The following is a 22,915-nucleotide window of genomic DNA, read 5'->3' on the forward strand; positions in this document are numbered from 1 at the left end:
TCCCACTTGGGGCCGGACTTTTTTATCTTTCCTCTTGACAGGGATCATTGTCACACAGGAGGCGATATCATGCCGCTTTACAACCGGCTGAAGGAACACCGGGCCCGGCTGGGGGTCAACCAGCAGGAGCTGGGCCGCATGGCGGGGGTGTCCAGGCAGACCATCAGCCAGATCGAGCGGGGGGACTACTCCCCCTCCGTCACTCTTGCCCTGAAGCTGGCCAGGCTGTGTGGGGTAACCGTGGAGGATATTTTCAGCTATGAGGAGGATGGAAACCATGCATGACAAGGTAACACAGGAAAATCGCAGGGCCCTGCCCAGATTTTTGGGGTCAGTGCTGCTCTTTGCCCTGCTGGGAGGCGCGGGCGGCTTTTCGTCAGTATCGCCGGACCCACCGGCCTGGCCGGCTGGGCGGAGGCGGGCCTGGAGGGGCTTCTGGCGGCGGCGGTGTCCTGGGGCATCCCGGTGAGCTCGGTGATCCTGCTGGGCATCGGACTGGGGCTGTACCGCTCTGCCAAGGGCCGGTACAGCCGCTGGGACGGGGAGGACGAGGATCTGGCGGAGGGCATTGAGATCTCCCTCAGCTATGTGCTGCTCTTCACCGCCCTGGCCGTCATTCTGGACTTTTTCTTCCTGTCGGAAAGTGGCTGGGCAGCTGCGACGAGGCGGAAAAAGCCCAGATGGGCCAGGCCGCCTATCAGGCCTTCCGGGTGGCCGCCGGTACCTGTCTGTGCCTCTGGGTGGTGTTCACCGTGCTGAATTTCTCCTTTGACATCGGCCTGCTGCCCGCCCTGACGGTGCTGGTGGTCCTGGGGGTGCTCCAGGTCACCTACTGCCTGACCTGCATCAGGCTGAGCCGCTCCAAATAAGCAAAAAGTCCGGTCCCAAACGGGACCGGACTTTTTTCCGGGTCACACCCGGTAGCGCTTCTGCTTGATATAGGTGCAGTGGAGCAGCTCGTGGGCCTTGTGGCCGCCGGGCTCTCCCAGATAGGAGTGGTACACCGTCTGGACCACCGGGTTCTTGTGGCTGCGGCGGTACTCCATGTTCTCGTCCTGCCTGTACAGGGCGGCGGCCCGGAGGGCCTTGATGTCGGTGAAGTTGCGCACGTCGGCGTGCTGGATGGGCTGGCCGCCGCCGTTGATGCAGCCGCCGGGGCAGGCCATGAACTCGATGAAGTCGTACTCCATGGAGCCGTCCCGGATGCCGTCCAGCACCACCTTCACGTTGTGGAGGCCGGAGGCCACGCACACCCGCACCGTGCGGCCGGGCAGCTCATAGCTGGCCTCCTTGATCCCCGCCATGCCCCGGACCTCGCGGTACTCCAGGGGAGCCATCTCGCCGTCGGTGAGCTCCTCCACCACGGTGCGCAGGGCGGCCTCCATCACGCCGCCGGAGGCGCCGAAGATGGTGGCGGCGCCGGTGGAGATGCCCAGCATCTCATCAAACTCCCCGTCGGGCAGGTGGTCGAACAGCAGGCCCGCCTGGGTGATCATGCGGCCCAGCTCCCGGGTGGTGAGGGACACGTCCACCGGCATGCAGCCGTTGGGCAGCCGCTGCTCCTCCCGGCGCACCTCGTATTTCTTGGCGGTGCAGGGCATGATGGACACCACATAGATGTCGTCCGGGTCAATACCCATACTCTCGGCGTAGTAGGTCTTGACCAGGGAGCCGAACATCTGCTGGGGGGACTTGCAGGTGGACACGTTGGCCATCACATCGGGGGCATGCTGTTCCATGTACCGGATCCAGCCGGGGGAGCAGGAGGTGATGAGGGGCAGCTTGCCGCCGCCCCGCAGGCGGTTGAGGAACTCGGTGCCCTCCTCCATGATGGTGAAGTCGGCGGCGGTGTCCACGTCGAACACCTTGTCAAAGCCCAGGCGGCGGAGGGCGGTGACCATCTTCCCTTCCACGTTGGTGCCGATGGGCATGCCGAAGCACTCGCCCAGGGTGACCCGGACGGAGGGGGCGGGACCCACCACCACGTGCTTCCTGGGATCGGCCAGGGCGGCCAGCACCTTGCCGGTATCGTCCTTCTCGCTGAGGGCGCCGGTGGGGCAGGCCACGATGCACTGGCCGCAGGACACGCAGTCCACCTCGTTCAGGTCCCGGTCAAAGGCGCAGCCGATGTGGGTGGCAAACCCCCGGTCGTTGGGGCCGATGACCCCCACCTCCTGGGTGGTCCGGCACACGGCGGTGCAGCGGCGGCAGAGGACGCACTTGGAGTTGTCCCGCACCAGGTGGGGGGCGGAATCCTCGATCTGGGGATACATATTGTCGCTGGCGTAGCGCACCGCGTCAATGCCCAGGTCGCTGGCCAGCTGCCGCAGCTCGCACTGGCTGTTGCGGGCGCAGGTCAGGCAGTCCATCCGGTGGTTGGACAGGATCAGCTCCAGGGTGAGCTGGCGGGACTTGCGTACCCGCTCGGTGTTGGTGTACACCTCCATGCCGTCGGCCACGGGGTAGACGCAGGAGGCCACCAGGCTCTTGGCTCCCTTCACCTCCACCACGCAGATGCGGCAGGCGCCGATCTCGTTGATGCCCTTGAGGAAGCACAGCGACGGGATATTGAAGCCCGCGGAACGGGCCGCCTCCAGCACCGTGGTCCCGGCGGGAACGGTGACGGGGATGTCGTTGATGCGCAGAGATACCATCTTTTCGTCCATGTCCGTTCCCTCCCTTACTGCTTGCTGATGGCGTCAAAGCGGCAGTGGTCCATACAGGCGCCGCACTTGATGCACTTGGACTGGTTGATGATATGGGGGGCCCGCACCGCGCCGGAGATGGCTCCGGTGGGGCAGCCCTGGGCGCAGCGGGTACAGCCCTTGCACTTGGTGGGATCCACCACGTACTGGATCAGGGCCTTGCACACGCCGGCGGGGCAGCGCTTCTCATACACGTGGGCCTCGTACTCGTCCCGGAAGTGCTTCAGGGTGGACAGCACCGGGTTGGGGGCGGTCTGGCCCAGGCCGCACAGGGCGGACTGCTTGATGTGGTTGCACAGCTCCTCGATGGTGTCCAGATCCTCCGGCTCGCCGTTGCCCTCGGTGATCTTGGTCAGCAGGCCCAGCAGCCGCTTGGTGCCGATGCGGCAGGGAGCGCATTTGCCGCAGGATTCGTCCACGATGAACTCCAGGAAGAACTTGGCGATATCCACCATGCAGTTGTCCTCATCCATGACGATGAGGCCGCCGGAGCCCATCATGGAGCCGATGGCCCCCAGGGATTCATAGTCGATGGGGGTATCGATGAGGGAGGCGGGGATGCAGCCGCCGGAGGGGCCGCCGGTCTGGGCGGCCTTGAACTTCTTGCCGCCGGGGACGCCGCCGCCGATGTCCTCCACCACGGTGCGCAGGGTGGTGCCCATGGGGATCTCCACCAGGCCGGTGTTGGTGATCTTGCCGCCCAGGGCAAACACCTTGGTGCCCTTGCTCTTCTCGGTGCCGATGGCGGCGAACTTGTCGGCGCCGTTGTTGAAGATCCAGGTGATGTTGGCGTAGGTCTCCACGTTGTTCAGCAGGGTGGGCCGGTCAAACAGGCCCTTCACCGCCGGGAAGGGAGGCCGGGTCTTGGGCTCGCCCCGGTGGCCCTCGATGGAGCGCATGAGGGCGGTCTCCTCGCCGCAGACGAAGGCGCCGGCCCCCAGCCGCAGCTCCAGGTCGAAGTCGAAGCCGGACTCGAAGATGTTCTTGCCCAGCAGGCCGTAGCCCTTGGCCTGTTCGATGGCGGTCTCCAGCCGCTTGACGGCGATGGGGTACTCCGCCCGGACGTAGATGTAGCCCTGGTGGGCGCCCACGGCGTAGCCGGCGATGGTCATGGCCTCGATGACGCTGAGGGGGTCGCCCTCCAGCACCGACCGGTCCATAAACGCGCCGGGGTCGCCCTCGTCGGCGTTGCAGCAGACGTACTTGACCCCGTCGGGGCTCACCGCGTCGGCGGTAAACTGCCACTTGGTACCGGTGGGGAAACCGGCGCCGCCGCGGCCCCGGAGGCCGGAGGCCTTCACGGTGTCGATGACCTGCTGAGGCGGGATCTTCTCGGTCAGGATCTTGCCCAGGGCCTCATAGCCGCCCACGCCGATGTACTCGTCGATGCTCTCGGGGTTGATGATGCCGCAGTTGCGCAGGGCGATGCGGAACTGGTGCTTGTAGAAGTTGGTCTCCGCCAGGGAGGTGGCCGGACCCTCGCCGCCGCCGTTCTTGTTCAGCAGGCGCTGGACGATGCGGCCCTTGACGATGTGCTCGGAGACGATCTCCTCCACGTCGTCCACGGTCACATGGGTGTAGCAGGCTCCCTCGGGGTAAATGGTGACAATGGGTCCCAGGGCACACAGGCCGAAGCACCCGGTGCGCACCACCTTGGCCTCCTTGTCCATGCCCTGAGCCACCAGCTGCTTCTCAAATTCCTCAATGATCTTGGGGCTGTCCGAGGAGGAGCAGCCGGTGCCGGTGCACACCAGAATATGGGAACGAATCAAGCTCATCTCTCTGCCCTCCCCTTATTCCGCCGCGCCGATGGTGTACTCTTCCACCACCCGGCCGTTCACCAGATGCTCGCTGACGATGGAGGCCACCTTGTCGGGGGTCATCTTCACGTAGGTGACCTTCTCCTGACCGGGCACATAGACTTCCACAATGGGCTCCAGCCGGCACACGCCGATGCAGCCGGTCTGGGACACCGTCACGTTCTTCAGATCCCGCTTGTTCACTTCCTCCAGAAAGGCGTTGAGGACCGGCCGGGCGCCGGCGGCGATGCCGCAGGTGGCCATACCCACTACCACGCGGATCCGGTTGTCGTTTGATTCCCGCAAATCAATCTGCTTCTCCATCCGCTCCCGGATGGCACGCAGTTCTGCCAGACTTTTCATGCTTTCATCCCCTTATTTTCTCGTAACAGCGCTTCCTGTTCCTGCAAATAGTCCCGGACCCAGAGGATCACCTCCGGCTCCGCCAGTGAGATATCGTCCCCCAGCTCCTGCCGCAGCTGGCTGGTGGCCAGCCCGATCTGAGCCTCCCCCGCCCGGTGGGTGTAGGTCAGCTCCAGCTCCGGCGCGCCCTGGAGCAGCAGGGTAATGCTGCCGGCCATATCGCCCACCGGGGGGCAGTCGATGTGGTCCGCCTGAAAAACGGCCTTCACCGTGGTACCCACCCCCAGCTGGCTCTCAATAAGCAGGCTCCCGCCGGTCTGCTCCGCCGCCATGCGCAGCAGGGGCAGCCCCAGCCCCATTTTCCGGGTGGTGCGGGTGGTGGTGAAGGGATCGCTGACTGTGGCCAGCAGCGACCGGCTCATGCCCTTCCCGTCGTCGGCAATGGTGAGGGTGATGGTGTTCCCCTCCTCCGACAGGGTAATGTCCAGGTGTCTGGCCTGGGCAGTAATGGAGTTCTGGGCGATATCCAGGGTATAGAGAGCGATCTCCTTCATAGGTTCACCTTACTTATACATGTCGAGGATCGGACCCACCTGGTCAGGAGTAAGACGGCCATAGACGTCGTTGTTGATCATCATGACCGGAGCCAGACCGCAGGCGCCCACGCAGCGGCAGGAATCCAGCGAGAACTTCCCGTCCGGCGTGATGGAGCCGGGGGCGATGCCCAGCTTCTGCTCCACAGCGTTGAGGATGGCCGCCGCTCCCTTGACGTAGCAGGCGGTGCCCAGACAGACGGAGATCTGATATCTCCCCTTGGGGTTCAGGGTGAACTGGGCGTAGAACGATGCCACCCCGTATACCTCTGACAGGGGAATGTCCAGCCCCTCGGCCACCATGATCTGTACTTCCTCCGGCAGGTATCCGAAGATCTCCTGAGCGGCCTGAAGTACCGGCATGGTGGCGCCGGGCTGTCCCTTGTGCTCGGCGATGACCTGCCGCAGGCGCTCTTCCTGCTCAGGGGTCCCCCGGTAGGGAACGACGGTCTTGCAGTTTGGCATGGATGCGTCCTTCCTTTCTGAACCATTTGGTTTTATTTTTGTACTTTTAATTCTTACAACATCTGCTGCATCAGCCGACAGGCCAATGCAGCAGAACTTGTCTCATATCTATCCAATCTTTTGTATGTTTTAATAGTTTAAAGTATAGCATGCTCCCATTTTCTTGTAAAGAAAAAATTAGATAGGGCTCACTTTCTCTGTTCCGGCCAGCCAGGCCAGAACGGCCTCCGGCGTGCGCTCCGGCAGGTCCATGCTGTGTTCCGCGCCCCACACCTGGTCCAGGTAGTGGGCGTCGGAGTTGGTAATGAAGCGCAGGCCTGCCAGGTCGGGCCGGTCCGTAAAATTCGGGGGACAGCGGTGGGACAGCTCAGCCACCGGGAAGTTCAGAGCGGGATCCCACAGGCCCAGCACCCCCAGCAGGGAAAAGGAGGGCCGGTCAATGTGGGCGGGAAAGGCAAAGCCGCCGTACTCCGCCGCCAGGGCAGGCACCTCCTCCACGGAAATGTCGGTACTGGCCGCCAGCATCCGCCGCTCCTCGCCCAGGACGGTATCCTGGTCATCCATGTAAATCTGCCGGCCAAAGATATCCGGATCGTTGGTGAAGGGGGGCAGATGCCCGGCCACATATTCCTCAAACCGGCCGGCCCGCTCCGGGTCGGGGAACAGGCAGACCACGTGGATGTCCTCCTGGGTACACAGCTCCATCCCCGCCAGAGCCAGCAGGCCCCGCTCCCGGGCCGCCCGGCAGAAGGCGGCGCAGTTGCCGCAGGTGTTGTGGTCGGTGAGGGCCACGATGTCCAGCCCCGCCAGGGCGCACATGGCCGCCAGGTCGGCGGGGGTCATGTCCTCGCTGCCGCAGGGCGACAGGCAGGAATGGAGGTGGAGATCATAGTAGAATTTCACACGCGCCGCCTCCCTTCTCAGTCAGTCCGGTCATTCCAGGCAGGTGTGCAGGCGGCAGGCCGCGGTATAGGTGTCCTCCCCGGTGCCCAGCAAGGTCACTTCCTTCTCCTTGGCCCGGCGGAGCAGGTCGGCGTCGGGCTCCACCCCCTCGGTGAGCACCACGCAGGCCACATCGGCCATCAGGGCCACCGCCGCCACGTTCTGGTTGGACATGATGGTCAGCCAGGCACAGTCCTGACCCGCCCGGCCCATGACCCAGCTCAGCAGGTCCCCGGCGTAGCCGCCCCGCACCTGCCGGTCCGGATCCGCAATGTGGAAGGCCTTCCAGCCCAAGCTCTCCTTGATCTCATGCACTGTCATTTTCATTCCTCCCAACTGTAGCAGAAAACAGGCCGCCTGACGTTTTCCGGTCCGGCGGCCTGTCTGTTTATCTTCTGGATGTATCGATCTGACACCGCCGGAAGGGGGGCGGCAGATAGTCGTCCGCCTCATCCTTGCCCGCCATGGTGCGCATCCGCTCCCGCACTTTAAAGATGCAGTCGTCCACCGAAGCCCGGCCCAGCACCACATCCTCGGCAAAGGCGTGGCAGGAGGGCGCCCCGCAGGAGCCGCAGTGGAGGCCCGGCAGGTGGGCTTCCAGCTCCTGGATCCGCCGCTGCTTGCTGATGGCCATTTCACGGTCGTGGTCCAACACAAAGGTGGGCAGATACTGCAGCTGCTTATCCCGCCGGACGATGTCCCGGTCCGCCCCCTCCAGGGTAAAGCGGTTGCGGGATACCGGCTGGCCCTTCATCAGGCCCTTCATCCGCATCTTGGCCCCGTAGGGGTTCTCCACCGTGAAGCAGCCGCCCACGCACCCCTGGGTGCAGGCGGACAGCTCCAGAAAATCGGCCTCCGGCAGGCGGCCGTCCTCGATCTCCTCCAGCATCTGGATCACATTCTCGATGCCGTCCACCGCCACGCAGCGCTCCCCCAGCCGGGCGGTGCTCTCACCGCCGCAGGAGGCCCAGCCCAGGCCCATGATGCCGGCGGAGGCCATGGGCTCCACCTCCTCCAGCTCCCGCATGGGGTTCAGCAGCCGCAGGTAGATATCCCGGATGGCAAAGGCCCCGTCCAGTACCGGCTGGCTCAGGCCTTCAGATACCCGGGCGGCGGTCACCTTGGAGGAGCAGGGCACAATGGCGAATACTCCGATCCGCTCCGGCGGCAGACCGGTCTCCGCCGCCGCTTCCCGCCTGGCCAGGATGGCTGCCAGCTCCATAGGCAATATGGTGTTGGACACATGCTCCATCAGCTTGGGGAACCGCATCCGGATCAGCCGCAGCACCGTGGGACAGGAGGAGGAGATCTGGGGTGTGACAGCCGGCGGTCCCTGCTTGATGGCCTGCCGCTCATAGTCGGACAGCATCTCGGCGGCCTTGGCCACCTCATACACCTTGTGAAATCCGATCTTCAGCAGGGCATTGAGCACCACATCCACATTGTCCAGGTGGTGGAACTGGCCGTACAGCGCCGGCTCCGGCAGGGCCACGCAGTAGTCGTATTCCTTCAGAATCTCCATGCTGTCCCCCACCGACTTGATGGCCTTGTGGGGACACACCCGGATGCAGTTGCCGCAGTCGATGCAGCGGTCTGGCAGAATGGTGGCCTTGCGGCCCCGGACCCGGATGGCCTCGGTGGGACAGCACTTGATGCAGGAGGTACAGCCGCGGCACCGCTTATGATCCATGACCACAGAATGTCTCATGGGCATATGCCATACCTCCTTTCCTCACCTGATATGCGCTCACTGGGGGATCTTGATGCGTACCGTCACGGTGGTTCCCTTCCCCAGCTCGGTCTCAATCTTCATCTCATCAGAGTACCGCTTGATGTTGGGCAGGCCCATGCCGGCCCCAAAGCCCAGCTCCCGGGCGGTCTGCCCGGCGGTGGAAAAGCCCTCCTGCATAGCCTGGGCCACATCGGGGATACCCGGACCGGTGTCCTGCATCCGAATGATGATCTGGTCAGCATCCACTTCCACCTCGGCCTGTCCGCCGTCGGCGTGGATGACCATGTTGATCTCGCCCTCATACATGCAGATGGACGCCCGGCGGATCACATCCTGAGGAAGCCCCAGCTTCTTCAGGGTCAGCTTCATCTTGCTGGAGGCCTCCCCCGCTTCGATGAGGTCGCCGCCCTCCACAGGGTATACCAGTTTAATCGTCTCCATCGCAGTTCCCTCGCAATCCATTGGAATATAGCAGTCCGCACGCCTCGTACATGCGCTTGGGGCAGGTCATCACCACGATGTCCCGCTCTTTGGCCAGCTCCACGATATTCTGCCCGGGTACCTTGCCCCGCACGAAAATGATACATGTCATCTCCAGCATATCTGCGGTGCGCACCACCTGGGGATTGACCAGCCCCGTCAGCAGCAGCGCCTGGTTCTTCACAAAGGCCAGCACGTCGCTCATGAAATCGCTGCCGCAGGCGGACATGACCTCCCGGTCCAGGTGGTCCTCCCCCCATAGTACCTCGGCGTTCAGAATTCGTTTGATGTCGGACAGCCGCATCAGCCTCTCTCCTCTCCCCCCATGGGGAAACTAAACTCTCAATTCAAACGCATTGTACCATAAAAGCCCTCTCAGTGCAAAGGGTTCGTTGAAACATTCACAAAGTTTTTCCCCCAGAGCCTCCGCTTTTGGTCATTCCACGCTATTGACAGTTGTATACTTTGTTGGCTATAATATGCTTTATTAAGGTAAAGTGTGTTCGTCCCACGTGGAATCACAAATTAAAACGAGGAGGCCATCATCATGGGAACCCAGCGCGTGTACAATTTTTCCGCAGGTCCGTCTATGCTCCCCCTGGAGGTGCTGGAGCGTGCCGGTGCCGAGATCACCAACTATCAGGGGTCCGGCATGTCCGTTATGGAGATGAGCCACCGATCTAAAGTGTTCCAGAAGATCTTTGACGACACCCAGGCCAAATTCCGCAAGCTGATGAACGTGCCTGACGGATATAAGGTCCTGTTCCTCCAGGGCGGCGCTTCCACTCAGTTTTCCATGGCGCCCCTGAACCTGATCGGCAAGACCGGCAAGGCGGACTACGCCGTCACCGGCAACTTCTCCAACATCGCCTACAAGGAGGCCAAGAAGTACGGCCAGATCAACCTGGCCGCCTCTTCCGCCGACAAGAACCACACCTACATCCCCACCCAGGACCAGATCACCCTGGACCCCGAGGCCAGCTATTTCTACTACTGCGCCAACAACACCATCTACGGCACCGAGTGGCAGTATGTCCCCGAGACCAATGGCGTGCCCATCGTGTGCGACATGTCCTCCGACATCCTGTCCCGCCCGGTGGACGTGAGCAAGTACGGCATCATTTTCGCCGGCGCCCAGAAGAACATGGCGCCCGCCGGCCTGACCGTTGTCATCATCAAGGAGGAGCTGGCCGGCCATGAGCTGCCCTACACTCCGCTGATGATGAACTACAAGACCATGATCGACAAGGATTCCATGTACAACACGCCCCCCTGCTGGTGCATCTACATCCTGGGGCTGGTGCTGGACTGGCTGGAATCCAAGGGCGGCATTCCCGGCATGGAGGCCATCAAGCACGGCAAGGCCCAGATGCTGTATGATGTGATCGACAGCTCCAGGCTGTTCACCTGCGCCGTGGAGCCCGGCTCCCGGTCCGACATGAACGTGGTGTTCCGCACCGGCAACGACGAGCTGGACGCCAAGTTCGTCAAGGAGAGCATTGAGGCCGGCTTCACCAACCTGAAGGGCCACCGCTCCGTGGGCGGCATGCGGGCTTCCATCTACAACGCCATGCCCACCGAGGGCGTGGAGAAGCTGTGCGACTTCATCAAAGCTTTCGATAAGAACAACTAACAATACGCAACTGCCGGCTGACCCCCGGGGCCCCGCAAAGCGGGGCGCGGCTTATGCCGCGTACAAGCATTTTGGCCCTTGGCCAAAATCTTGCCGCAGGGCGGATTCACTCCGCCCGAGGAAGTCAAATCCGGGGCCCCCGCAAAAGGCCTGCCTTTTGTGGGGCAAAGCTGTGCGACTTCATCAAGGCCTTTGACAAGAACAACTAAGTATCGGGTCCCCGGCAAAGCCCAGTGAAACGGGTTTGCCGGGGAGAGGACGAGTACCGGAATGATTGCGTTTTCGCCGCAAGGCGGAAACGAAGGATATGGAGGTTACGAGGACGATGTTTCGTATTAAGACGTTGAATAAGATCTCCCCCGCGGGGCTGTTCGTGCTGGATCAGACCCGCTACTCCATCAGCGGGGACGTGGAGAATGAGGACGGCATCCTGGTCCGCTCCGCCGATATGCACGACTACCAGTTCCCCGACGCCCTGCGGGCCATCGCCCGGGCGGGCGCCGGCACCAACAACATCCCCATCGACCGCTGCTCCGAGGCCGGCATCGTGGTGTTCAACACCCCCGGCGCCAACGCCAACGCGGTAAAGGAGCTGGCAGTGTGCGGCATGCTGCTGGCCTCCCGGAAGATCACCGAGGGCAACGCCTGGGTCAAGGCCCAGCTGGCCGAAGGTGCCGACGTGGAAAAAGTGGTAGAAAAGGGTAAGAGCCAGTTCGTGGGTCCCGAGCTGTCCGGCAAGATGCTGGGCGTCATCGGCCTGGGCGCCATCGGCGTGCAGGTGGCCAACATCGCCACCAAACTGGGCATGACCGTGTTCGGCTACGACCCCTTCCTCAGCGTGGACGCCGCGCTGTCCCTGTCCCGGCTGGTCCACCGGGCCATGGATCTGGACACCATCTATAAAAACTGCGACTACATCACCATCCATGTGCCTCAGACCCCCGAGACCCGCGGCATGATCAACGAGGGCGCCATCCACATGATGAAGGGCGGCGTGCGCATCCTGAACCTGGCCCGGGGCGGCCTGGTGAACGACGACGACATGCTGGCCGCTCTGGAGACCGGCAAGGTGGCCGCCTATGTTACCGACTTCCCCAACAACAAGATCCTCCAGGGCAAGAACGTCATTGCCATCCCTCACCTGGGCGCCTCCACCCCCGAGAGCGAGGAGAACTGTGCCGTCATGGCCGCCCAGGAACTGCGGGACTATCTGGAGAACGGCAACATCAAGAACTCCGTCAACCTGCCCACCCTGGTGCAGGAGTGGAGCGGGGTGTCCCGGCTGTGCATCATCCACCGGAACGTCCCCGGCGCCATTGCCAACATCACCGGCATCCTGTCCAAGGACGGGGTCAATGTGGAGAACATGACCAACAAGTCCAAGAAGGACTACGCCTACACCATCGTGGATGTGGGCAGCCGTGTGGGCGACAACGTGGCCAACGAGATCCGCGCCCTGGACGGCGTGCTGCGCGTCCGGCTGCTGAATCATTGACCAAAAAAGTGGGATGCCGCTTTGCAGCGTCCCACTTTTTTCACACCACAAAAAATTCCCTGGTGCATACAGCACCAGGGAATTTTTTATCTTTTAGAAATACTTCTTGATGCCTTCGGTGGCCAGGGAAGCATCGGCACTGATGGTGACAGTGAACTTGATGTTGTTCTTCTCGGAGAAGCTGTTCAGCCAATCCAGGAAGTCCTCGACAGCGTGATCGGTGGCCTCGGAGGAGACGATCTTGGTCAGGCTGTCGATGAAGATATGGGTGATGTCGTAGTTGCCGGCATACAGGCCGCTGATGAAGCCCTTCAGGAAATCATAGCTGCTCATATCGTAGTGGCTGGCCTCTACCAGACGGATCTTATAGTGAATATCATAAGTCAGCTTGGGCCCACGCTCAATGCAGACTACATTACCATTTTCGCTGTGCACAGCGGAATTAATGAGCTCGATCATTTGCTTGGTCTTGCCGGTGCCCTTGACGCCCATGATCACTCTCACCATAGTTATCACTCCTTACTTAGTACGCCGGGACTGGCCCCCGGCCTGGTGCATTTATGTTACCATTTTTACCGGGGGATTGCAACTGATTTGCTGAAGTTCACAAAAAATTCCCAAAGCCCCGATACGCCTTTGTTCAGCCCAGGCGGGCCTCCAAAGCTGCTTTTTTATCCTCATAGCCCGGCTTGCCCAGCAGCGCATACATGTTGTTCTTGTAGGCCTCCACACCGGGCTGGTTGAAGGGGTTGATCTCCAGCAGGTAGCCGGACAGGCCGCAGGCGTACTCGAAGAAGTAGATCAGCGCGCCTACGCTCTCGGCGTCCCGGCCGGGGAGGGTGATCATCAGGTTGGGCACGCCGCCGTCCACGTGAGCCAGCAGGGTGCCCCGCATGGCCTGCTCGGCCACGAAGGACAGGTCCTTGCCCGCCAGGAAGTTGAGCCCGTCCACGTTGTCCGGGTCGTGGGGGATGGTAATGGCGCCCCGGCTCTTCTCAAAGCGCACCACCGTCTCCAGCATGAGCCGCTCGCCCTGCTGGATGTACTGGCCCATGGAGTGCAGGTCGGCGGTAAACTCCACGCTGGCGGGGAACAGGGCCTTGCCGTCCTTGCCCTCGGTCTCGCCGTACAGCTGCTTCCACCACTCGGCGAAGAAGCGGAAGGAGGGCTCATACCCCACCAGGATCTCCACCTTCTTGCCGGCGGTGTACAGGGCGTGGCGGGCGGCGGCGTACTGCCAGGCCGGGTTGTCCGCGCCGGGGACAGCCAGGGCGGTCATGGCCTCCTCCGCGCCCTTCATCAGGGCGGCGATGTCCACGCCGGCGCAGGCGATGGGCAGCAGGCCTACGGCGGTAAGTACAGAATAGCGGCCGCCCACGGCGTCAGGCACCACGAACTCCTCGTAGCCCTCGGCGTCGGCCAGGCCCTTCAGGGCTCCCTTGTGGGCGTCGGTGGTGGCGTAGATCCGCTTGCGGGCCTCCTCCTTGCCGTACTTCTCCTCCAGCAGGTTCTTGAAAATGCGGAAGGCCACGGCGGGCTCGGTGGTGGTGCCCGACTTGGAGATCACGTTGATGGACCAGTCCTTGTCCTTGATGAGGTCGATGACCTCCAGCATGGCGTCGGTGGACAGGCCGTTGCCGGCGAAGTAGATGTCCGGACCGTCCTTGTGGGCCAGGTTGAAGTTGGGGGAGTTGAGCAGCTCCACCACAGCCCGGGCGCCCAGGTAGGACCCGCCGATGCCGATGACCACCAGGGCCTGGGAATCCTTGCGGATGCGCTCCGCCGCCGCCTGGATGCGGGCGAATTCTTCTTTATCATAGTCGCGGGGCAGGTGGACCCAGCCGGTATACTCGCCGCCCAGGCCGCTGCCGTCTTCCAGCTTGGCCCGGCCGCTCTCCAGAGCGTCCATCCGGCTGGTCAGCCAGTCCTGAGGCAGGAAGGGCACCGCGTTGGAGGTGTCAAATTTAATCATCATAGTGACGTCACTCCTTCTCTTTTTGCTGCGGGGATTTGTATATGCCTATCATACACCGCATGAAAAGATTTGACCAGAGAAAAAAGGCATGTCCAACGGAAAATATTTCAAGTCCCGGCCCGGCGCACCCACACCCTGTTGTCGTTCATGGTGGTGGCCTCCCCCAGGTCGGACAGCCGGGGGTGGGTCAGGCAGTTGACGGTGTTTTTCCCGGGGTACACGCCCTCGGCCACCACCGTGCCGGAGGCCACGGCCCGGTCCAGGACCACGGCGCAGGTCATCTCCCCCAGCTCGTTGGACAGCACCGCCCGGTCCCCGTGGGACAGGCCCAGGGCGGCGGCGTCGGCGGCGTTCATCCGCACCGCCATCTCCCCCCGGAGGGCGGTCAGCGCCCCGATCTCATTGAAGGAGGAGTTGAGGGTGTGGACCGCCGGGGCGCACACCAGCCGGAAGGGCTCCGGGCCGCCGTGGGGCGGGTACCAGGTGATGGGGGCGGGGTGGGCCAGGCGGATCTTCCCGTCCTCCGTCCCGACAGGCAGGGGGAAGGGGGCGTCCAGCACCACCGGCTCCCCCGCCAGCACCCGCTCTTTCTGCTCCGCCGTCAGGTAGGGGCTCTTCTCCACCATCTCCCGGCAAAGGTCCCCTACGCTCCGGCTGAAATGGGGATCGTCCAGGCCCATGGCCCGGGCCAGCAGGGAGAACACCTGCCAGTTGCCCTTCACCGCTCCCGGCGGGTCGATCACCGGTTTCACGTACTGGATCTGCCGGTAGCCGTAGGGGGTGTACAGGTCCTCGGTCTCCACCATGTAGGGGGCGGGCAGGATAATGTCGGCGTATTTCGCCGTGTCGGTCAGGTACCGCTCATGGACCACGGTAAACAGGTCCTCCCGCTCCAGTCCCCGGAGGACGGCGTTCTGGTGGGAGGTCACCGCCGCCGGGTTGGAGTGGTAGACGTACAGGCTGTGGATGGGGGTCTTTACCCCCTCCCCCGCCAGGGCGGGGCCCAGCTGGTTGATGTTCACCCGCTGGGTTCCCGGCCTGGACAGCCGGGGCAGCTTCACCAGGGACTTGTCCACCAGGCTGGGGGAGGAGCACACCCCGTAGGTGCCGCCGCCCCGCTTTGCCCATGCCCCCACGGCGGCGGGGAGGGCGGCGATGGCCCGGGTGGCCTCGCCCCCGTTGCCGCTGCGGGAGAAGCCGCTGCCCAGCACGATGCAGGGGGCTTTGGCCCTGCCGTAAGCCAGGGCCAGGGCCCGGACAGTCTCCGGCGTCAGGCCGGTGATGGATTCGGTCTCCTCCGGCGTCCAGCGGCCCAGGGTGGCCCGCAGCGCCCCCCAGCCGGTGGTGTGGGCGGACAGATATCCCTCATCGGTGAGCCCCGCCTCATCCAGCACCTGAAGCATGGACAGGGCCAGGGCCCCGTCGCTGCCCGGCCTCACCAGGATGCTCTCATCCGCCAGGGCGGCGGAGGGATTTTCATACACGTCGATGAGGAGCACCCTGGCCCCTTTGGCCTTTGCCTGCCGGAGGATGGGGGCCAGGTGGGCCCGTGTGGCGGGCACGTTGGTGGACCACAGCAGAATAAAGTCGCTCTCCGCCGCGTCCCAGGGGGCCAGGTCGCAGGAGGCCCCCATCACGCGCTCCCAGCCCGCCGACTTGCCCGAGCTGCACAGGGTGCGCACCAGCTCACTGGCGCCTAGGGCCCGGAAAAAGCCTTCGCCGCAGTTGCGGTGGACCGCCCCCATGGTGCCGGCGTAGGAGTAGGGCAGGATGGTCTCCGGGCCGTATCGGGCCATGAGCTCCTTCCAGCGGCTTGCGATCTCTTCCACGGCCGCTTCCCAGGTAATGGGGGCAAATTTTCCCTCCCCCTTCTTTCCCGTCCGGCGGAGGGGGGTGAGGATGCGCTCCGGGCTGTTCACCGCCTGGGGCAGGTTGCGCAGCTTGGCGCACACCCAGCCGTTGGTGTAGGGGTTGGCCGGGTCGCCGGTGACGGCGGTGATCCGCTTCCCGTCGGTCTCCACCAGCAGGGAGCAGCCCTCGGGGCAGTCGTAGGGGCAGGCGGAACGGTAGGTGGGCATAGCGAAAACCTCCTATGAAAAAAGGCCGCCGGTGGGCGGCCTTTCTTCTCAATTCTTCAAGCTCTGCAGGGGGGCGGGGATCCGTCCGCCCCGGGCGATGAACGCCTCGGCGCTCTGGGGATGGACGGGCATGACGGGGGCGGAGCCCAGCAGGCCGCCGAACTCCACGGTGTCCCCCACCACCTTGCCGGGGGCGGGGATGATGCGCACGGCGGTGGTCTTGGAGTTGACCATGCCGATGGCGGCCTCGTCGGCGATGATGGCGGAGATGGTGGCGGCGGAGGTATCGCCGGGGACGGCGATCATGTCCAGGCCCACGGAGCACACGCAGGTCATGGCCTCCAGCTTGTCCAGGTGGAGCACGCCGGAGCGGGCGGCGGCGATCATGCCCTCGTCCTCACTGACGGGGATGAAGGCGCCGGACAGGCCGCCCACGTGGGAGGAGGCCATGACGCCGCCCTTCTTCACCGCGTCGTTGAGGAGGGCCAGGGCGGCGGTGGTGCCGTGGGTGCCGCAGGTCTCCAGGCCCATCTCCTCCAGGATGCGGGCCACGGAATCCCCGATGGCGGGGGTGGGCGCCAGGGACAGGTCCACGATGCCGAAGGGGACGCCCAGCCGGCGGCTGGCCTCCTGGGCCACCAGCTGGCCCATGCGGGTCACCCGGAAGGCGGTCTTTTTGATGGTCTCGGCCACCACGTCGAAGGGCATGCCCTTTACCGCCTTCAGGGCGTGGTGGACCACGCCGGGGCCGGAGACCCCCACGTTGATGACGCAGTCCCCCTCGCCGGGGCCGTGGAAGGCGCCGGCCATGAAGGGGTTATCCTCCACCGCGTTGCAGAACACCACCAGCTTGGCGCAGCCGAAGCCCCCCTGCTCGGCGGTCAGCTCCGCGCAATCCTTGATGACGCGGCCCATGACCCCCACGGCGTTCATGTTGATGCCCGCCCGGGTGGAGCCCACGTTGACGGAGGAGCACACCAGCTCAGTGCGGGCCAGGGCCTCGGGGATGGAGGCGATCAGCTTCCGGTCGGCCTGGGTGGCCCCCTTCTGCACCAGGGCGGAGAAGCCGCCGATGAAGTTGACGCCCACCGCCTTGGCGGCGCTGTCCATGGCCACGGCAAAGGGCACGTAGTTGTCGGTCTCGGAGGCCCCGGCCACCAGGGCCATGGGGGTCACCGAGATCCGCTTGTTGACGATGGGGATGCCGAACTCCGCCTCGATGGCCTCGCCGGTGGCCACCAGCCGCTCCGCCCGGCGGGTGATCTTGTCGTAGATCTTCCGGCAGGCGGCGTTGGGGTCGGGATCGGCGCAGTCCAGCAGGGAGATGCCCATGGTGATGGTGCGCACGTCCAGATGCTGCTGGTCGATCATATGTATGGTGTCAAAAATCTCCGTTGTATTGATCATGGCAGTTCCTCTCAAATGCGGTGCATGGCGTTGAAGATGTCCTCCCGCTGGGCGCGGATGGACAGGTCACGATCCTTGCCCTCCTGCTCCAGCAGGGCGGCCAGCTGGGCGAAGGGCAGGTCGCACTGGGACACATCCACCAGCATGACCATGGTGAAGTAGTCCTGCAGGATGGTCTGGCTGATGTCCAGGATATTGACGTTATGCTGGGCCAGCAGGGCGCACACCATGGACATGATGCCCACCCGGTCCTTGCCTAAAACGGTGACGATAGCTCTCATATACAAACTTCCTTTCTCTCTTTGCTTCATCCCAACTCGTCCAAAGTAAGCCCGAAGGCCGGAAGGAACCGATCCATGAAGTAGTCCACCTCCGGCAGGCCGTAGCCCTTCAGAGCCTCCAGGGTCTGCTCGGCGGCCTGGCGGAACTCGCTGTTGCCCGCCTTCAGCTCCTCCACGCACTTGATATAGGCGGAGAGCTTGTCCGCCGCCTTCACCAGGGCCCGGGTGTCCGGGTCGTAGTCCTCCCGCACCAGGGGCTCATAGGCTCCGCGCAGCTCGGCCGGCAGCATGTCCAGCAGCTTGTCGGCGGACACCTGCTCCACCTGCCTGTAGGCGTCCCGGATGTCGGGGCTGTAGTACTTGATGGGAGTGGGCAGATCTCCGGTAAGGATCTCCGGCGCGTCGTGGTACAGGGCCGCCGCCGCCGCCAGGCCCGGGTCCGCCGGCCTGCCCAGCACGTCCCGCCGGATCACCGCCAGGGTGTGGGCCAGCACCGCCACCATGTGGGAGTGCTCCTGCACATTCTCCTGAAAGGTATTGCGCATCAGCCCCCATCGGTTGATGTACCGCATCCGGGAGAGATAGGCAAAAAATGAAAACTGCCGCTCCATACCGCGCCTCCCTCAAAAAAACATGTTATTTTACCATAGAAAGTCAGCTCTTGTAAACCCGCATCACAAAAAAGCGCCCCGGACGGGGCGCTTTTCAGAACGTCTGATTCTCTTACTTGGGCGCCTTGACCTCAAAGGCGGCCACGCTCTTTTCGAACTCCGCCCGCTCGCTGTCGGAGCCGTGGACCTCCACCCGCACCGGCTTGGACAGGTCCAGGGAGAACAGGCCCATAATGGACTTGGCGTCGATCACATACCGGCCGGAGAGCACGTCCACCTCACAGGGGCAGCAGGTGGCGGCGTTGACAAATTGCCGCACATCCTCGATGGAGGACAGCGACACATAAAATTCGGACATTGTGGAGCACCTCCTGAAATCCTCTGTACAAGGGTCCCGCCCTTGTTTTATAATAGAGATTACCTTCATTATAGACTGATAGAGGGAAAAATTTCAATGGAAATGTCCCCCTCGGCGTGAAATTCTGTCATTTTCACAAAGGGCCGGGCGGGGGCGAAAGGAAGTACCATGCGAGTTGCCATTTATACCCTGGGCTGCAAGGTCAATCAGTACGAGACCCAGGCTATGGAGGCCGAGCTCACCCGCCGGGGCCACACCCTGGTGCCCTTCGACGGGGAGGCGGAGGCCTATATCGTCAACACCTGCACCGTGACGGCGGTGAGCGACAAAAAGTCCCGCCAGATGATCCGGCAGGCCAGGAAGCGCTCCCCCCACGCCCTGGTGGCGGTATGCGGCTGCTATGCCCAGACAGATCCGGAGGCGGTGGAAAAACTGGATGTGGACCTGGTGATGGGCTCGGCCCACCGGATGGAGTTTCTGGACCGGCTGGAGGCCCTGAGCCCCGACGGAGGCCAGGTGGTGGAGGTGGACGACGCTCTCCGCCGCCGGACCTACGAGCATCTGCCCGCCGGCGGGCTGGAGGGCCGCACCCGGGCCATGCTGAAGGTGGAGGACGGCTGCGTCAATTTCTGCTCCTACTGTATTATCCCCTACGCCCGGGGTCCCATCCGCTCCCTGCCCGCGGACCAGGCCGCCGCTGAGGCCGCCCGGCTGGCGGCGGAGGGCTATCAGGAGCTGGTGCTCACCGGCATCGAGATCTCCTCCTGGGGCCGGGACCTGGAGGGCAGGCCCCACCCCATTGAGCTCATCGAGGCCGTGTGTCAGGCCGCCCCCGGCTGCCGGGTGCGGCTGGGCTCTCTGGAACCCCGCACCATCACCCAGGACTTCTGCCGCCGGGGAGCCGCCCTGCCCAACCTGTGTCCCCACTTCCACCTGTCCATGCAGTCGGGGTGCGACAGCGTTCTGCAGCGGATGAACCGGAAATATGATACCGGGCGGTATTATGAGAGCGTCAGATTACTGAGAGACTACTTTGACCGGCCCGGAATCACCACCGATCTCATCGTGGGGTTTCCCGGGGAGACCGAGGAGGAGTTTCAGACCACCCTGGATTTTATTCAGAAGTGCGCCTTCTCCGCCATGCACATCTTCCCCTACTCCCGCCGCACCGGCACCCCCGCCGCCGCCATGCCGGATCAGGTACCCAACGCGGTGAAGGAGGAGCGGGCCCACCGGGCGGGAGAGGTGGCCCGCCAGCTGCACCGGACCTGGCTGGAGAGCTGGGTGGGCGAGACCCTGCCGGTGCTCTTCGAGGAGGAGAAGGACGGCCTGTGGCGGGGCCACACCCCCAACTATACCGAGGTGTTTGCCCCCGGCGAGGGATTACACAATGTGATCCGGGACGTAAAAATAACAGGCCTTCATAACGAAGGCCTGTTGGGGACGGTCAATCTGTGATCTTTTTCCCGGTGAACCTGGCTTTGAGCGCCGCCTGCCAGGCGTCCAGCCGCTCCCGGGGGAGCAGCCAGTTGATCAGCAGGGACATGACCACGCCCACCCCGGTGTCCAGCATCCGGTTGAGGGAGTAGGAGACGTAGTCGTCCGGCCCCACGCTGAACAGCAGCAGGCAGAGCACCACGCCGCCGGGCTGCACGGCCCCCACCCAGAAGATCTGGGCCAGGATGATGAGGATGACCACGCCCACGAACAGGAGGGGCACCAGCAGCAAATGGTTGTCCCCCTTCGGGTAGAAGATCAGGTAAATCCGATAGAGGGCGATTCCTAAGAATCCGCCGATGATGGTGCCGAACAGGCGGTTGCCCCCGTGGAGCTTGGAGTGGTCCATATTGGCCCCCATGCCGAAGATGGCGCCGATACAGGCAAAGGCAGGGTTCCGGCCCAGAAAGTAGTAGATCAAGGCGCAGAGGGAGGCGGAAAGGGCGGTCTTGAGGTTGCGCAGTCCAATGTGGATGGCGGGCTTCTGGTCGGCTTCTTTCACTTCGATCACGCTCCTGAGCGTTCATACTGTTCTGTAGTAAGATAACACAAAATTCCTGCCATTTCCAGTTCGAAAAACAGAAAGGCAGATCAGAAAAACAGGAGGATTCCATGAGCCGCGCTGACGAACTGTTTATCCAAAACTGCAAAGACATTTTGGCCCACGGAGTGTGGGACACCGACCAGCAGGTACGCCCCCGGTGGGCCGACGGCACCCCCGCCCATACGGTGAAGAAATTCGGTATCATCAACCGCTACGACCTGCGGGAGGAATTCCCCGTCCAGACCATCCGCAGAATGGCCTTCAAGAGCGCCGTGGACGAGCTTTTATGGATCTGGCAGAAGAAGTCCAACAACATCCACGACCTGAACAGCCACATCTGGGACGCCTGGGCCGACGAGAGCGGCTCCATCGGCAAGGCCTACGGCTACCAGCTTGGGGTAAAGCACATCTACCCTGAGGGGGAGTTCGACCAGGTGGACCGGGTGCTGTACGATCTGAAGCACAACCCGGCCTCCCGGCGGATCATGACCAACCTGTACAACCACCACGACCTCCACGAGATGGCCCTCTACCCCTGCGCCTGGTCCATGACCTTCAACGTCAGCGGGCATACCCTCAACGCCATTCTCAACCAGCGGTCCCAGGACATGCTCACCGCCAACGGCTGGAACGTGATGCAGTACGCCGCCCTGGTCCACATGATGGCCCAGGTGTCCGGGCTGGAGGCGGGAGAGCTGGTCCACGTCATCGCCGACGCCCACATCTACGACCGCCACGTGCCGGTGGTGGAGGAGATCATCTCCCGCGCCCCCTATGAGGCCCCCAAGCTGTGGATGGACCGGTCCGTCACCGATTTCTATTCCTTCACCCGGGACAGCCTGAAACTGGAGGGCTATCAGTTCCACACCCTGGACCAGCCCATTCCGGTGGCGGTATAAAAGGAGGGCGTGTTATGAATGTCATTGTGGCGGTGGACCGGAACTGGGCCATCGGCAAGGATGGGGACCAGCTGTGCTACATCCCCGCCGACCTGAAGCGGTTCCAGACCCTCACCTCCGGCCACGCCGTCATCCTGGGCCGGAAAACCCTGGCCACCTTCCCCGGCGGCCGGCCTCTGAAGAACCGGCGGAACCTGATCCTGTCCCGGGACCCCTCCTTCGCCCCGGAGGGGGCGGAGGTGTTCCGTGATCTGGACAGCCTGCTGGCCGCCGCCCCGGCGGACGCCTTCGTCATCGGCGGCGGCAGCGTGTACAATGCCCTGCTGCCTTTCTGTGACAAGGCCTACATCACCAGGATCGACCGCGCCTGGCCCGCCGACGTATTCTTCCCCGACCTGGACGCCGACCCGGCCTGGCGGATCACGGAGGAAGGGGAACCGCTGGAGCATGAGGGGCTGTCCTTCCGCTATGTGACCTACGAGAGGGTGGGAACATGTATGTAGACGACATCGCCGCCTATGTGCCCCGGACGGAGCAGGAGGCGGCAGACCAGGAGCTGATCCTGGACTACTGCAGGCGGTTTCCGGACAACATCCTCACCCGGGAGAATAAGATCGCCCACTTTACCGCCTCCGGCTTTGTGGTGAACAAGGACTGCTCCAGGGTGCTGATGGCCCACCACAACATCTACAGGGTATGGGCCTGGACCGGCGGCCACGCCGACGGCGAGGCCGATCTGCTGGGGGTGGCCCTGCGGGAGGCCCGGGAGGAGACGGGCGTGACCCACATCAGGCCCCTGAGCCCCGCCATTGCCTCCCTGGACATCCTGCCGGTGTGGGGCCATGTGAAGCGGGGGCAGTGGGTGTCCTCCCACCAGCATCTGAACGTGACCTATCTGCTGACGGCGGAGGAGAGCGACGCCCTCCACTTCCGGGAGGGGGAAAACACCAGGGTGGGCTGGCTGCCGGCGGACCGTCTGCTGGAGCTGACGAACGAGTGGCAGATGGACGAGGTGTATACCAAGCTGCTGGACCGGGCCCGGGCTCTGCTGTGACAAA

The 22,915-nt window shown here is 63.5% G+C and carries 27 protein-coding genes; 9 read left to right on the forward strand and 18 right to left on the reverse strand.

Features of this window, described 5'->3' with window-relative positions; translation table 11 throughout:
- Positions 1–69 precede the first annotated feature (69 nt).
- The 3 genes from E0E41_RS08625 to E0E41_RS08635 all read left to right on the forward strand — a co-directional run bounded on the left by E0E41_RS08625 (position 70) and on the right by E0E41_RS08635 (position 869).
- A complete protein-coding gene (locus tag E0E41_RS08625; protein ID WP_130869562.1) occupies positions 70–285 on the forward strand; it encodes a helix-turn-helix transcriptional regulator in 216 nt (71 codons plus the stop codon).
- 162 nt (positions 286–447) lie between these two features.
- Positions 448–759, forward strand: coding sequence for a DUF3169 family protein (locus E0E41_RS08630; RefSeq protein WP_165450529.1), 312 nt, complete (start codon positions 448–450; stop codon positions 757–759).
- Positions 681–869, forward strand: a complete 189-nt coding sequence (locus tag E0E41_RS08635; RefSeq protein ID WP_130869563.1) for a DUF3169 family protein — start codon at positions 681–683, stop codon at positions 867–869. Before E0E41_RS08630 ends, E0E41_RS08635 begins: the two co-directional genes overlap by 79 nt.
- Positions 870–911: 42 nt before the next feature.
- On the opposite strand, the gene E0E41_RS08640 is transcribed toward E0E41_RS08635, so the two are convergent.
- The 10 genes from E0E41_RS08640 to E0E41_RS08685 all read right to left on the reverse strand — a co-directional run bounded on the left by E0E41_RS08640 (position 912) and on the right by E0E41_RS08685 (position 9,383).
- A complete protein-coding gene (locus tag E0E41_RS08640) occupies positions 912–2,666 on the reverse strand; it encodes an NADH-dependent [FeFe] hydrogenase, group A6 (protein ID WP_130869564.1) in 1,755 nt (584 codons plus the stop codon).
- Between the two features lie 14 nt (positions 2,667–2,680).
- Entirely contained in the window at positions 2,681–4,483 is a 1,803-nt protein-coding gene (locus E0E41_RS08645) for an NADH-quinone oxidoreductase subunit NuoF (protein ID WP_130869565.1), read from the reverse strand.
- A 15-nt stretch (positions 4,484–4,498) separates the two neighbouring features.
- The gene (locus E0E41_RS08650; RefSeq protein ID WP_130869566.1) at positions 4,499–4,867 is read right to left on the reverse strand and encodes a (2Fe-2S) ferredoxin domain-containing protein; all 369 of its coding nucleotides are present in this window, start codon (positions 4,865–4,867) and stop codon (positions 4,499–4,501) included.
- Positions 4,864–5,421, reverse strand: coding sequence for an ATP-binding protein (locus tag E0E41_RS08655; protein WP_130869567.1), 558 nt, complete (start codon positions 5,419–5,421; stop codon positions 4,864–4,866). The genes E0E41_RS08650 and E0E41_RS08655 overlap by 4 nt, the downstream gene beginning before the upstream one ends.
- Before the next feature lie 9 nt (positions 5,422–5,430).
- On the reverse strand, positions 5,431–5,925 hold the full coding sequence (nuoE, locus tag E0E41_RS08660; protein ID WP_130869568.1) for an NADH-quinone oxidoreductase subunit NuoE: 495 nt from the start codon (positions 5,923–5,925) through the stop codon (positions 5,431–5,433).
- A gap of 177 nt (positions 5,926–6,102) precedes the next feature.
- Complete coding sequence (locus E0E41_RS08665) at positions 6,103–6,828, reverse strand: PHP domain-containing protein (protein WP_130869569.1); 726 nt, start codon at positions 6,826–6,828, stop codon at positions 6,103–6,105.
- Positions 6,829–6,858: 30 nt separating this feature from the next.
- Positions 6,859–7,188 carry a DRTGG domain-containing protein gene (locus tag E0E41_RS08670; RefSeq protein ID WP_130869570.1) on the reverse strand — a complete coding sequence of 110 codons (330 nt, stop codon included), beginning with the start codon at positions 7,186–7,188 and terminating at the stop codon, positions 6,859–6,861.
- 67 nt (positions 7,189–7,255) lie between these two features.
- The gene (locus tag E0E41_RS08675) at positions 7,256–8,581 is read right to left on the reverse strand and encodes a [Fe-Fe] hydrogenase large subunit C-terminal domain-containing protein (RefSeq protein WP_130869571.1); all 1,326 of its coding nucleotides are present in this window, start codon (positions 8,579–8,581) and stop codon (positions 7,256–7,258) included.
- Positions 8,582–8,614: 33 nt separating this feature from the next.
- Complete coding sequence (locus tag E0E41_RS08680; RefSeq protein ID WP_130869572.1) at positions 8,615–9,040, reverse strand: ATP-binding protein; 426 nt, start codon at positions 9,038–9,040, stop codon at positions 8,615–8,617.
- Positions 9,027–9,383, reverse strand: a complete 357-nt coding sequence (locus E0E41_RS08685) for a DRTGG domain-containing protein (RefSeq protein ID WP_130869573.1) — start codon at positions 9,381–9,383, stop codon at positions 9,027–9,029. Before E0E41_RS08685 ends, E0E41_RS08680 begins: the two co-directional genes overlap by 14 nt.
- Positions 9,384–9,626: 243 nt before the next feature.
- Here E0E41_RS08685 and serC point away from each other — a divergent pair, with 243 nt between their 5' ends.
- On the forward strand, positions 9,627–10,712 hold the full coding sequence (gene serC / locus E0E41_RS08690) for a 3-phosphoserine/phosphohydroxythreonine transaminase (RefSeq protein ID WP_130869574.1): 1,086 nt from the start codon (positions 9,627–9,629) through the stop codon (positions 10,710–10,712).
- Positions 10,713–11,037: 325 nt separating this feature from the next.
- The gene (locus tag E0E41_RS08695; protein ID WP_130869575.1) at positions 11,038–12,207 is read left to right on the forward strand and encodes a phosphoglycerate dehydrogenase; all 1,170 of its coding nucleotides are present in this window, start codon (positions 11,038–11,040) and stop codon (positions 12,205–12,207) included.
- 93 nt (positions 12,208–12,300) lie between these two features.
- Here the strand turns inward: E0E41_RS08695 and E0E41_RS08700 are convergent, their stop codons facing one another.
- From E0E41_RS08700 to E0E41_RS08730, 7 genes are all read right to left on the reverse strand, one after another.
- Positions 12,301–12,714, reverse strand: a complete 414-nt coding sequence (locus E0E41_RS08700; protein ID WP_130869576.1) for a hypothetical protein — start codon at positions 12,712–12,714, stop codon at positions 12,301–12,303.
- 133 nt (positions 12,715–12,847) lie between these two features.
- A complete protein-coding gene (locus E0E41_RS08705; protein ID WP_130870807.1) occupies positions 12,848–14,179 on the reverse strand; it encodes a glucose-6-phosphate isomerase in 1,332 nt (443 codons plus the stop codon).
- A gap of 110 nt (positions 14,180–14,289) precedes the next feature.
- Positions 14,290–16,260, reverse strand: coding sequence for a molybdopterin-containing oxidoreductase family protein (locus E0E41_RS08710; RefSeq protein ID WP_130869577.1), 1,971 nt, complete (start codon positions 16,258–16,260; stop codon positions 14,290–14,292).
- Positions 16,261–16,308: 48 nt separating this feature from the next.
- A complete protein-coding gene (locus E0E41_RS08715; RefSeq protein ID WP_130869578.1) occupies positions 16,309–17,667 on the reverse strand; it encodes a PFL family protein in 1,359 nt (452 codons plus the stop codon).
- Positions 17,668–17,678: 11 nt separating this feature from the next.
- Positions 17,679–17,948: an ACT domain-containing protein gene (locus E0E41_RS08720; RefSeq protein ID WP_130869579.1), complete on the reverse strand. Its 270-nt coding sequence runs from the start codon at positions 17,946–17,948 to the stop codon at positions 17,679–17,681.
- A 26-nt stretch (positions 17,949–17,974) separates the two neighbouring features.
- Positions 17,975–18,559 carry a 5'-deoxynucleotidase gene (gene yfbR, locus E0E41_RS08725; RefSeq protein ID WP_130869580.1) on the reverse strand — a complete coding sequence of 195 codons (585 nt, stop codon included), beginning with the start codon at positions 18,557–18,559 and terminating at the stop codon, positions 17,975–17,977.
- A 112-nt stretch (positions 18,560–18,671) separates the two neighbouring features.
- On the reverse strand, positions 18,672–18,917 hold the full coding sequence (locus E0E41_RS08730) for an HPr family phosphocarrier protein (protein WP_130869581.1): 246 nt from the start codon (positions 18,915–18,917) through the stop codon (positions 18,672–18,674).
- Between the two features lie 168 nt (positions 18,918–19,085).
- On the opposite strand from E0E41_RS08730, the gene mtaB reads away from it, so the two are divergent.
- Positions 19,086–20,375: a tRNA (N(6)-L-threonylcarbamoyladenosine(37)-C(2))-methylthiotransferase MtaB gene (gene mtaB, locus E0E41_RS08735; RefSeq protein ID WP_130869582.1), complete on the forward strand. Its 1,290-nt coding sequence runs from the start codon at positions 19,086–19,088 to the stop codon at positions 20,373–20,375.
- Here mtaB and E0E41_RS08740 read toward each other — a convergent pair.
- Positions 20,365–20,916: an FUSC family protein gene (locus E0E41_RS08740; protein WP_130870808.1), complete on the reverse strand. Its 552-nt coding sequence runs from the start codon at positions 20,914–20,916 to the stop codon at positions 20,365–20,367. The genes mtaB and E0E41_RS08740 overlap by 11 nt on opposite strands.
- A 110-nt stretch (positions 20,917–21,026) precedes the next feature.
- Between E0E41_RS08740 and thyA the strand changes: the two genes are divergently transcribed.
- Genes thyA through E0E41_RS08755 form a run of 3 tightly spaced genes read left to right on the forward strand, consistent with a single transcriptional unit; the run spans position 21,027 to position 22,911 of the window.
- Positions 21,027–21,857: a thymidylate synthase gene (gene thyA, locus E0E41_RS08745; RefSeq protein WP_130869583.1), complete on the forward strand. Its 831-nt coding sequence runs from the start codon at positions 21,027–21,029 to the stop codon at positions 21,855–21,857.
- 14 nt (positions 21,858–21,871) lie between these two features.
- Complete coding sequence (locus tag E0E41_RS08750; protein WP_130869584.1) at positions 21,872–22,360, forward strand: dihydrofolate reductase; 489 nt, start codon at positions 21,872–21,874, stop codon at positions 22,358–22,360.
- Entirely contained in the window at positions 22,351–22,911 is a 561-nt protein-coding gene (locus E0E41_RS08755; protein WP_130869585.1) for an NUDIX hydrolase, read from the forward strand. The genes E0E41_RS08750 and E0E41_RS08755 overlap by 10 nt, the downstream gene beginning before the upstream one ends.
- Positions 22,912–22,915: the final 4 nt, after the last annotated feature.

Origin of the sequence: Intestinimonas massiliensis (ex Afouda et al. 2020), from assembly GCF_900626285.1 — a bacterium.
Taxonomy (GTDB): domain Bacteria; phylum Bacillota; class Clostridia; order Oscillospirales; family Oscillospiraceae; genus Flavonifractor; species Flavonifractor massiliensis_A.